Origin of the sequence: Actinokineospora sp., from assembly GCF_050699995.1 — a bacterium.
Classification (GTDB): domain Bacteria; phylum Actinomycetota; class Actinomycetes; order Mycobacteriales; family Pseudonocardiaceae; genus Actinokineospora.
This window is the reverse complement of sequence record NZ_JBOHGC010000203.1, coordinates 1-9,592: the sequence shown is the minus strand read 5'-3', so window position 1 is coordinate 9,592 and position 9,592 is coordinate 1. Positions and strand designations below refer to the sequence as shown.

Below are 9,592 nucleotides of genomic sequence, written 5' to 3'. Positions count from 1 at the left end.
TTCAACCAGACCGACCGCGCGATCACGATCTACGCCGACCCGATCTGCGTCGTGCCGATCGAGCCGTTCGCCAGGGTGAAGCCCGGCTACGGGACGCACGTCAGCGCAGTCGGCAGCTTCAAGGCCTGAGTGCGATCCACCGGAGAAAGGATTTCCTTGTTCTCAGTGGATCTCGTGGTCGTGGGTCTGGGCTACGTAGGGCTGCCACTCGCCCGCCGGGCCTGCGCGGCGGGGCTGCGCGTCACCGGCGTGGACACCGACACCGGCGTCGTCGACGGACTGATGGCGGGCCGGTCGCACGTGCAGGACGCCGCCGCCGACATAACCACCATGCTGCGCCAGGGGTTCACCGCGACGACCGACTTCACCACGGTGTCCACAGCGGACACCGTGGTGATCTGTGTGCCGACCGGTCTCGTCGACGGCGAGCCGGACCTGCGCGCGGTCATGGCCGCGGGCGGCGAGGTCGCGGCGAGGCTGCGGCCGGGCACGCTCGTGGTGTTGGAGTCCACCAGCTACCCGGGCACCACCGAGGAGGTGTTGCTGCCCATTCTCGAGTCCACGGGCCTGGTCGCGGGCGTCGACTTCAACCTGGCGTACTCCCCGGAACGCATCGACCCCGGAAACGGCGAACACGCCCTGGAGAACACCCCAAAAGTGGTGAGCGGCCTGACCCCGCTGTGCGCCAAGCGATGCGAGGCGTTCTACGAGGAGCTGGTCGACTCGGTCGTGGTCGCGGCGGGCCTGCGCGAGGCCGAGACGGCGAAGCTGCTGGAGAACAGCTACCGCCTGGTCAACATCGCCTTGGTCAACGAACTCGCCGTCCTGTGCGCCCGGCTCGACGTCGACGTCTGGGACGTCCTGCGCTGCGCGGCCACGAAACCGTTCGGGTACCAGGCTTTCTCACCCGGCCCCGGCGTCGGCGGACACTGCATCCCCGTCGACCCGCGCTACCTGGCCAACCGGGCGCGCGCCGAGGGGCTGCCGTGCTCGATGATCACCGCCGCGCAGGAGGTGAACGCGGGCATGCCCGGCTACGTGGTCCGCCGCGCGCGCGACCTCCTCGCGCGCGACGGCGGCACGGTGTATGGGTCTCGGGTCCTTCTCCTTGGGGTCACGTACAAACCGGATGTCGGCGACACCCGGCAGACCCCCGCCACCGGTGTGGTGCGCCAACTGCGCACCCTCGGCGTCCGAGTCGGATTCCACGACCCGCATGTGTCGGGATTCCTGGTGGACGGCGAACCGGTGTGCGTCGAGTCCGATGTGGACGCGGCGGCGCGGGCGGCGGACCTGGTGGTGCTGCTGCAGGATCACCGGTCACTGGACTTGGCGAAGATCGGCCGCCACGCCCGCGCGGTGCTCGACACCCGCGGGCGGATGGACGGGGAGAACGTGCAACGGCTGTAGCCCTTAGGAAACCGCGACCACACCACGACCGCCACCTCAGGGGACCGTGACGAAACCCAACCACGGCTCCTCACCCGACCGCACCTTCCCCCGCAAGGTGACCAACAGGGTGAATTCCGGGGAGGCGGACTAGCGGCGGTCGCTGATCGCCCAGAGGTGCTGCATCGCGTAGGCGCGCCACGGCCGCCATGATTCCGCCCGGACCGCCAAGCTGTTGGTGTTACTGGTCAGCCCGAGTTCCCGGGCCGCCGCGCGCAACCCAGGATCGCTGGGAATGAACGCGTCCGGGTCGCCCAGGGCTCGCATGGCGATGGTCTCGACCGTCCACGGCCCGAAGCCGGGCAGCGCCGCCAGCCGGGCCCTGGCCCGGTCGCGGTCGGCGCCGACCCCGACGTCGATCGTGCCCGACGCCAGCGCGGTCACCAGGCCGATCAGGGTGTCGCGGCGGGTCCGGGGCAGGGCGATGACGTCCGGGTCGAGGGCGGCGATGCTCTGCGGTGACGGGAAAAGGTGCGTCAATCCGCCGATCGGGTCACGCACCGACTCGCCGTGCGCGGCGATCAGCCGGGTCGCGTGGGCACGCGCGGCGGCGGTCGTGAGCTGCTGTCCCAGCACGGCCCGCATGGCGAACTCGGCGCCGTCGACGGTGCGCGGGACCCGGCGGCCGGGGTTCTTCCGCACCGACGGCGCGAGAATCGGGTCGGCGGCGAGGGTGTCGTCGACGGTGACCGGGTCGGCGTCGAGGTCGAGCAGCCGTCGGCACCGGCTGATCGCCCTGGACAGGTCCCGCAGGTCGGTCAGGGTGAGCTGGCACATCACGTGGCCCGCGGCGGGACGCAGGCCGGCGATGCCGTGACCGTGCGGCAGGCGCAGGGTGCGGCGGTAGGCCCCGTCCCGCCACTCCTCCACGCCGGGCACCACCGTGGCTGCGAGCTGGGCGAAGAGCTGGTCGGCGGAAAGCGGTTCACGGTAGGGCAACCGCACCGTCAGCACACCCGAGCCCGCCGCGGGTCTTCCCGCGCGCTGCCGCATCGCGGTGGGCGGAAGCGCGAACACCTCCCGCACGGTGTCGTTGAACGTGCGGATGCTGCCGAAACCGGCGGCGGTGGCCACCTCGCTCATCGGGAGCTCGGTGGTCTCGATCAGCAGCCGTGCGGTCTGGGCCCGTTGGGCGCGGGCGAGCGCGAGGGGGCCCGCGCCGAACTCGGCGAGAAGTTGTCGCTCCACTTGGCGGACGCTGTAGCCGAGGTGGGCGGCGAGACCGGGGACGCCGGAGCGGTCCACCACCCCGTCGGCGATGAGCCGCATGGCGCGGGCGGCGAGGTCGGCGCGGGCGTTCCACTGTGGCGAACCAGGACTCGCGTCGGGACGACACCTCTTGCACGCGCGGAATCCGGCTTGCTGGGCCGCGGCGGCGCTGGGGAAGAACGCCATGTTCTCGGCTTTGGGCGGCATTCCTGGGCAACTGGGTCGGCAGTAGACGCGAGTGGTGCGGACCGCGGTGTAGAACCATCCGTCGAACCTGGAATCTTTGGCGTTAACGGCGCGCATACAGCGGTCGAAGTCGTCATGCACCCGCACAGGATGGAGGTCCGGCAGGTGGCGGGGCTAGCCAAAAATCGACTTGACCTGCCACTTGCCAGTACTGTCGCATTCTCGCTACTCCATGTCGGTGGCTGCTGGTTGACTTCCCGGCATGAACACATCCCAGCAAGATCACGCAGCGCGTTTCCACGCGTTGCACAGCGCGACACCCGTCCTGGCCTTGGCGAACGCCTGGGATGTGGCCAGTGCGTGTGTCTCCGTCGCGGCCGGGTGCTCCGCCGTGGCCACCACCAGCGCCGGTGTCGCGTGGAGTCTCGGCGCCGCCGACGGCGACGCCCTCGACCGGACGCTCGCGGTCGACTTGATCGCGCGCGTGGTGGCGGCGGTCGACGTGCCGGTCACCGCCGACATCGAGACCGGTTTCGGCGCCACCGCCGCCGAGGTGGCCGAAACGATTCGCGGTGTGCTCAGAGCGGGCGCGGTCGGTGTGAACATCGAGGACGGGTTCCGAACGGACACGAGCCCGCTTCGCGACACCGCGGCGCAGGCCGAGCGGCTCTCCGCCGCGCGTGCGGCCGCGGACGAGGCGGGCATCGCCCTCTACATCAACGCGCGCACTGACGTGTACCTGCGCGGGGTCGGTGACGAGGACTCCCGTCTGGACGAGACAGTGCGCCGCGCACGGGCCTATCTGGACGCGGGCGCGTCGGGCATCTTCGTCCCGGGCGTGACGGACCTGGCCACGATCAAGGCGCTGGTCGCGGAGATCCCGGCGCCGGTCAACATCATGGTCGGGCCGGGCGCGCCGAGCATCGCCGAACTCGGCGGCGTCGGCGTGGCGCGGGCGAGCTTGGGCGCGGCCGTCGCGGAGGCGGCGTACGGGCTGGCGCGGCGGGCTACCGAGGAACTGCTCGGATCCGGTACCTACCAGTCGGTAGCGGGCGGTATGACGTGGTCGGAACTCAACGCCCTGTTCCACTGAGGACAGTGAGCCGGGCGGCGACACCGTCGAGGATGCGGGCGATGGCGAAGGTGGAGAACTCGTCGTAGTACGCCTCGACGCCGCCCGGCCGCTGGGTCATCTCGTAGACGAACCGGCCGGTCGCGGCCAGCCCTGGCATATCCTCGCGGTCGCGGTAGGAGCTGAAGACCGCCGCGGCCTCGGCGCGCAGCCGGGGACTGTGTTCGCGGTCGTCTTCCAGGGCGACGAACTGGCAGGCCTGGGTGAGCAGCACGTTGCACACGAGGACGCTCTCCTTGCCGAACCCGGCCGCGTCGAGCACCCGCACGCCGCGGTCGATGACGCTTCGGGCCGAGGCCACGATCGGCCCGTACAGCGCGAGCCTCCTGGCCACTCCCGGCGCGGCCCGCAGCACGGGCCGCATGCCCATCAGCAACTCCTCGAACCAGCTCCGCCAGTCCTTGGGCTCCGGGAGGGCGAACTCGGCGACGACCCGCTCGATCACCCCGGCGACCACGGCCTCACGGTCACCGACGTGGTGGTAGACGACGGCGGGGTACGCGCTGACCGCACCCGCGAGCTGGCGCAGGGTCCAGTTCTCCAGGCCCAGCTCCCTGGTCAGCGCCAGCGCCTCGTCGACGATCCGCTCAGCGGTGACCGCGGGCAGCCCCGCGGCGTCCCGTGATCTGGGCCGCGGTTTGTCAACGGATGCGTAAGTCGGCATACGTAGAACACTATCGGTGCTGGGTCAAGCGCATGGAGCGGAACCTTCTTGGGTACTTGCGACGTTGAACGGCTGAGCCGAAAAGGAGCACCGATGCCGAAGCTACGCAAGCTCGCCGCCCTCGCCGGGGCGGCGGCGGCCGCGAGGAAATACGCGAACGCGCACCCGGAGAAGGTCGACCGGGCGGCGACGAAGGCAGGCCGGATCATCGACCAGCGCACCAAGGGCAAGTACCACACGCAGATCGACGGGGCGCTGCGCAAGCTGCGCTCGAAGCTGCCGGCGCACCCGACGACGCCTGCGGCCTGACCGGGCTGACCACGGACTCCTTCGGGTGCCGCCAAGGGAGTCCGTGGTCAGTCTTTTTCTGAGACTGACCCGTCGCTCACCACGAACCGCCGGTTCACCGCGACCGCGTCGAGCATGCGGCGGTCGTGCGTGACCAGCAGCAACGTGCCCGGGTAGTCCGCCATTGCCGACTCGAGCTGCTCGATGGCGGGCAGGTCCAAGTGGTTCGTCGGCTCGTCGAGCACGAGCAGGTTGACCCCACGGGCCTGCAGCAGCGCCAGCGCGGCGCGGGTGCGCTCGCCCGGCGAAAGGGTCGCGGCCCGGCGCAGCACGTGGTGCGCCTTGAGGCCGAACTTCGCCAGCAGGGTCCGCACGTCCGCGGTCGGCCAGTCCGGGATCTCCCGGCTGAACGCGTCGAAGAGCTGCTCGTCGCCGAGGAACAGGCCACGCGCCTGGTCGACCTCGCCGACCGAGACCCCCGGCCCGAGGTAGGTCCCCCCCGAGGTGAGCTCGGTGCGGCCGAGCAGCGCCGCCAGCAGGGTCGACTTCCCGGCGCCGTTCGCCCCGGTGATCGCGACCCGGTCGGCCCAGCCGATCTCCAGCGACACCGGTCCGAGGGTGAAGTCGCCGCGCTGGACGACGGCGTCGCGCAGGGCGGCCACCACCGCGCCGGTGCGGGGAGCGGCGGCGATCTCCATCCGCAGCTCCCACTCCTTGCGCGGCTCCTCGACCACCTCCAGCCGCTCGATCATCCGCTGGGTCTGCCGGGCCTTGGCGGCCTGCTTCTCCGAGGACTCAGACCGAAGCTTGCGCCCGATCTTGTCGTTGTCACTGGACTTGCGGCGGGCGTTGCGGGTGCCCTTGTCCATCCAGCCGCGCTGCATGTGGGCCCGGTCCTCAAGCGAGGACTTGGTGGAGGCGAACTCCTCGTACTCCTCGCGGGCGTGCCTGCGCGCGACCTCGCGCTCCTCGATGTAGGCCGCGTAGCCGCCGCCGTACTCGCGGATCTGCTGCTGGGCCAAGTCGAGTTCGAGGACCCCGGTGACCGTGCGGGTGAGGAACTCGCGGTCGTGGCTGACGACGACGGTGCCCGCGCGCAGGCCGGAGACGAACTCCTCCAGCCGGGCCAGGCCGTCGAGGTCGAGGTCGTTGGTCGGTTCGTCGAGCAGGAAGATGTCGTAGCGGCTCAGCAGCAGCGAGGCCATGCCGGCGCGCGCGGCCTGCCCACCGGAAAGCGACACCATCTCCTGGTCGAGGCGCACCCCGAGCCCGAGATCGGCCACCGCGGCCTCGGCCCGCTCGTCGAGATCGGCCCCGCCGAGCGCCAGCCAGCGCTCCAGGGCGTGGGAGTAGTCGTCCTCCGCGCCGGCCGTCCCCGCCCCGAGGGCCTCGGCGGCGGCGTCCATGGCCTCCTGCGCGTCGGCGACACCGGTGCGCCGGGCGAGGAACGCGCGCACCGACTCACCGGGACGACGGTCGGGCTCCTGCGGCAGGTAGCCCACGATGGCGCTCGACGGGCTGAGCCGGACCTCGCCCTGCTCGGCGGGCAGCAGCCCGGCCAGGGTGCGCAGCAGCGTGGACTTTCCCGCGCCGTTGACCCCGACCAGTCCGATCACGTCGCCGGGGGCGACGACCAGGTCGAGCCCGGAGAACAGGGCACGGTCACCGTGCCCGGCGGCCAGGGCCTTGGCCACCAGGGTCGCGCTCATCGACACACACTCCGTTTCGCAGCCCGCTGGTGTCAGCGCGGCACGACGTCAATGATGTCCGACTCGTTAATCCATTCGGGGACGGCCCTCTCATCGCCCGGCCGAGGCATGATCGGGAACCGGTACAGGTCGAGGTACGGATGCTGCTGCGCGGGCCCGGCGACGACGCCGATCCCGATGAACCGGGCCTTCCCGGCGTCGAAATCCCACTGAGCGAAGGTGACGGTCCGGCCGCGTTCGGGCCAGTCCTGCCTGACGTCCATGTTCCCCCGAACTTAGTTGGATCAGCGCGCATCATGATCACACAGGAATCATTCGAATGTCGTAACACTCTTGGGTGGATCCACCGAAGTGGGATCGTTGTATGAACATCTGATTCTGATACTATGAATCCATGCGTGAATTGTCGGCATCGGAAGCCTCGCGGAACTTCTCCGCCGTGCTCGACGAGGCGGAGCGCGGCGAGACGATCGTGGTCACCCGCAGCGGACGCAGGGTCGCGGTGATCACCCCCGCGCCACGAGCGAACGGACGCGCCCTGCGGGAGGTGCTCGGACGGTGGCGCGGCAATGCCGCCTTCGACGACGAGTTCGCCGCCGAGGTCAGAAGCGCCCGCGAGGCCGTTTCCAACGACCTGGATGCGGATCCGTGGCGCGACTGATTCTTGACACGTGCGTGCTCGTCGGCGCCGTACGCGGACGAGTGGATCTCGCCGACTTGTCCGACGAAGACGATATGGCCCTGCCTGCTGTCGTCGTCGCGGAGTATCTGGCAGGTGTGAGAGACGCGAATCCACGAAGCGTGCTGCAACGCGCGTTCCTCGACGAGGTGCTGGCACTTGTTCCGATCGTGGACTACGACCAAGGCGTGGCCGAACATCACGCCGCACTCCTGGCACATGTGCGCGACTCCGGGGAGCCGCGCGGCGCCCACGACTTGATCATCGCGGCCACTGCCCGTGCCAGCGGTCGCACGCTCGTCTCCACCGACAAACGCGCGCGATTCGACGAGCTTCCAGGAGTCACTCTTCGTGTCCTGGATGTGGGTTGACCGCCAGATAGGCCGTTGCCCGGATCTCCCCGACAGTCACCATGTCATCACCGTAGAGTGAGGGACATGGCTCGGGACGGGAACATCCGCGTCGGCACCGCTGAGCGTGAGCGGGCGATCGACGAGCTTGGCGAGCACTTCTCCGAGGGGCGCATCGACGTCGCCGAGTACGAGCTGCGGTGTGGGGCGGCCGCGGCGGCTCGCACGCAGGCGGAGTTGGCGGCGCTGTTCGCCGACCTGCCAGTGCGGGAGTCCGCCCGGCCGCCTGCCCCGGCGCCCAAGGACCCGCTGATCGAGAAGTCCGGGTCCAAGGACAAGACGATCATCACCGTGTTCGCCATCGTCGCCGCCCTGGCGACGGTCGTGGTCGTGGCGATCACGCAGTTCTGGCTGGCGCTGATCCCCGCGCTGATCATCGGCCTCGTCATCTTCATGATGTCCTAGACGCCCGGTCGGTCGCCCAACAGCGCCCGCAACTGGGCCAGCAGGTCGCTGCGGCTGGTGGCGCCGAGGCGGGAGCGCATGCGGGCCATGTGGTGTTCGACTGTCTTGCCCGAAATGAACAGCCGGTCGCCCACCTGCTTGTAGGTCAGACCGTCCAGCACCAGCCCCGCCACCTGCAACTCCCGCTCGCTGAGCCGGGCCGCGCCGGAGCGGTCCTCGACGACCGGGGCCGCCGCGCCCGGGCCCTGCAGGACGCGGGCGCAGTCGAGCAGGCCGACCATCGCCTTGCGGTCCGCGGTGCGGATCGCGGCCTGGCCCGCCAGGCGGGCGGCGTCCCAGCCGAGGCCCGCGGCGTGCAGGCCGCGCGCGGCGGACTCGACGTGTTCGGCGTCCACCTTTCCCGCGAGGACCAGGCGCCAGCTCTGCGCGGCGTGCGACATGGTGGTGTGGAACGGGCTCGCCGCCGCGGTGTCGGCAAGCGCCGCCGCGTGCGCCTCGGCGGCTTCGGGGCGCTCGGCGATGATCTCCGCGTGCAGGCACGACCAGTGCAGCATGGTCGACCACAGCGGCGGGTTCCCCAAGCGGCGCAACAGGTCCCAGGCCTGGTCGAGCTGCGGGACCAACCGGTCGCGGTCGCCGAGGCGGGCCGCGGCGACCGCGAACTCGCCCAGCGGCAGCAGGGTGAACAGGTCGACGGGGGTGCGCACGAGCGTCGCGCAGGCTCGGTCCCACGAGCGGCGCAGCGCACCGAGATCGCTGCCGCGGCGGGCGATGCCGAGTTCCATGCCGAGCGCGAACTGCGCGTCCCGCGGGGTCAGCTCGGTCAGGCCCGCCACGACCGATGCCGCCGCGGGTCCGTCGCCGCGGGTCATCGCGATCCACGCGCGCAGCAGGCGATGGCGGTTGACCAGCACCTTTCCGCCGGTCTCGGCGGCGATGGCGCGGTCGAGCAGCGGTTCGGCGAGCGTGGTGGCGCCGCTGTGGGAGGCCATGATCGCGGCGACCGCGGCCGGGCTGTCCGGCAGCAGCGCCGTGCCGCCGACGGGTTCGAGCATCTCCGCCGCACGGGCCACAGTGGACAGTGCGGTCGGCCACGACTCCTCCACTGAGGACAGGATTCCCTGTGCCAACGCGGTGATCGCGCCCGCCAGCAGGGTCGGCCGCTCGCCGCTGTCGGCCAGTTTGAGCGCGGTCCGCGCGTCGTCGACCCGCCCGGTGCCCGCCAGGCCGATGGCCGCGAGCGCCGAACCCGACCACTGGTACAGCTCCGCGCTGCGCGCGAGTTGGCCGCGGTGGGCCAGCGCGGCGGCGGCGATCCGCGCGGCGGCGGGATTCCCGGTCGCGGAGATCACGGCGTCGGCGCGGCGCAGCGCGGAATCGATGTCGCCGGACATGGCCTCGGCCTCGGCGTGGCGGACCTCGTCGACCGGATGGCCCGCCTCCGCCGCGGCCGAGTACAGG

General features: G+C 71.0%; 11 protein-coding genes. 6 read left to right on the top strand and 5 right to left on the bottom strand.

The window, feature by feature from the left end:
• Positions 1–156 precede the first annotated feature (156 nt).
• The gene (locus tag ACRDSQ_RS11010; protein ID WP_431420755.1) at positions 157–1,410 is read left to right on the top strand and encodes a nucleotide sugar dehydrogenase; all 1,254 of its coding nucleotides are present in this window, start codon (positions 157–159) and stop codon (positions 1,408–1,410) included.
• Between the two features lie 129 nt (positions 1,411–1,539).
• On the opposite strand, the gene ACRDSQ_RS11005 is transcribed toward ACRDSQ_RS11010, so the two are convergent.
• On the bottom strand, positions 1,540–2,985 hold the full coding sequence (locus ACRDSQ_RS11005; RefSeq protein ID WP_431420754.1) for a DNA-3-methyladenine glycosylase 2 family protein: 1,446 nt from the start codon (positions 2,983–2,985) through the stop codon (positions 1,540–1,542).
• A 121-nt stretch (positions 2,986–3,106) separates the two neighbouring features.
• Between ACRDSQ_RS11005 and ACRDSQ_RS11000 the strand changes: the two genes are divergently transcribed.
• Positions 3,107–3,937: an isocitrate lyase/PEP mutase family protein gene (locus ACRDSQ_RS11000; RefSeq protein WP_431420753.1), complete on the top strand. Its 831-nt coding sequence runs from the start codon at positions 3,107–3,109 to the stop codon at positions 3,935–3,937.
• Here ACRDSQ_RS11000 and ACRDSQ_RS10995 read toward each other — a convergent pair.
• Positions 3,918–4,640: a TetR/AcrR family transcriptional regulator gene (locus ACRDSQ_RS10995; RefSeq protein ID WP_431420752.1), complete on the bottom strand. Its 723-nt coding sequence runs from the start codon at positions 4,638–4,640 to the stop codon at positions 3,918–3,920. The two genes, ACRDSQ_RS11000 and ACRDSQ_RS10995, sit on opposite strands and share 20 nt — an antisense overlap.
• A gap of 93 nt (positions 4,641–4,733) precedes the next feature.
• On the opposite strand from ACRDSQ_RS10995, the gene ACRDSQ_RS10990 reads away from it, so the two are divergent.
• The gene (locus ACRDSQ_RS10990; protein WP_431420751.1) at positions 4,734–4,949 is read left to right on the top strand and encodes an antitoxin; all 216 of its coding nucleotides are present in this window, start codon (positions 4,734–4,736) and stop codon (positions 4,947–4,949) included.
• A 47-nt stretch (positions 4,950–4,996) separates the two neighbouring features.
• Here ACRDSQ_RS10990 and ACRDSQ_RS10985 read toward each other — a convergent pair whose 3' ends face one another.
• A complete protein-coding gene (locus ACRDSQ_RS10985) occupies positions 4,997–6,637 on the bottom strand; it encodes an ABC-F family ATP-binding cassette domain-containing protein (protein WP_431420750.1) in 1,641 nt (546 codons plus the stop codon).
• Between the two features lie 32 nt (positions 6,638–6,669).
• Positions 6,670–6,900 (bottom strand): hypothetical protein, encoded by a 231-nt coding sequence (locus ACRDSQ_RS10980; protein ID WP_091381942.1) that lies wholly within the window; start codon positions 6,898–6,900, stop codon positions 6,670–6,672.
• A 131-nt stretch (positions 6,901–7,031) separates the two neighbouring features.
• Between ACRDSQ_RS10980 and ACRDSQ_RS10975 the strand changes: the two genes are divergently transcribed.
• The 3 genes from ACRDSQ_RS10975 to ACRDSQ_RS10965 all read left to right on the top strand — a co-directional run bounded on the left by ACRDSQ_RS10975 (position 7,032) and on the right by ACRDSQ_RS10965 (position 8,131).
• Entirely contained in the window at positions 7,032–7,298 is a 267-nt protein-coding gene (locus tag ACRDSQ_RS10975; protein WP_431420749.1) for a type II toxin-antitoxin system Phd/YefM family antitoxin, read from the top strand.
• A complete protein-coding gene (locus ACRDSQ_RS10970) occupies positions 7,286–7,687 on the top strand; it encodes a PIN domain-containing protein (protein WP_431420748.1) in 402 nt (133 codons plus the stop codon). Before ACRDSQ_RS10975 ends, ACRDSQ_RS10970 begins: the two co-directional genes overlap by 13 nt.
• A 66-nt stretch (positions 7,688–7,753) precedes the next feature.
• Positions 7,754–8,131, top strand: a complete 378-nt coding sequence (locus ACRDSQ_RS10965) for a DUF1707 SHOCT-like domain-containing protein (RefSeq protein ID WP_431420747.1) — start codon at positions 7,754–7,756, stop codon at positions 8,129–8,131.
• On the opposite strand, the gene ACRDSQ_RS10960 is transcribed toward ACRDSQ_RS10965, so the two are convergent.
• A partial coding sequence (locus ACRDSQ_RS10960) for a helix-turn-helix transcriptional regulator (protein ID WP_431420746.1) occupies positions 8,128–9,592 on the bottom strand: 1,465 nt, incomplete at its 5' end. The two genes, ACRDSQ_RS10965 and ACRDSQ_RS10960, sit on opposite strands and share 4 nt — an antisense overlap.

Bases quoted from the DNA above. Each gene is read 5' to 3' on its own strand.
- ACRDSQ_RS11000 (WP_431420753.1), top strand. From the start codon at position 3,107: ATGAACACATCCCAGCAAGATCACGCAGCGCGTTTCCACGCGTTGCAC.
- ACRDSQ_RS10995 (WP_431420752.1), bottom strand. From the start codon at position 4,640: ATGCCGACTTACGCATCCGTTGACAAACCGCGGCCCAGATCACGGGAC.
- ACRDSQ_RS10990 (WP_431420751.1), top strand. From the start codon at position 4,734: ATGCCGAAGCTACGCAAGCTCGCCGCCCTCGCCGGGGCGGCGGCGGCC.
- ACRDSQ_RS10985 (WP_431420750.1), bottom strand. From the start codon at position 6,637: ATGAGCGCGACCCTGGTGGCCAAGGCCCTGGCCGCCGGGCACGGTGAC.
- ACRDSQ_RS10980 (WP_091381942.1), bottom strand. From the start codon at position 6,900: ATGGACGTCAGGCAGGACTGGCCCGAACGCGGCCGGACCGTCACCTTC.
- ACRDSQ_RS10975 (WP_431420749.1), top strand. From the start codon at position 7,032: ATGCGTGAATTGTCGGCATCGGAAGCCTCGCGGAACTTCTCCGCCGTG.
- ACRDSQ_RS10965 (WP_431420747.1), top strand. From the start codon at position 7,754: ATGGCTCGGGACGGGAACATCCGCGTCGGCACCGCTGAGCGTGAGCGG.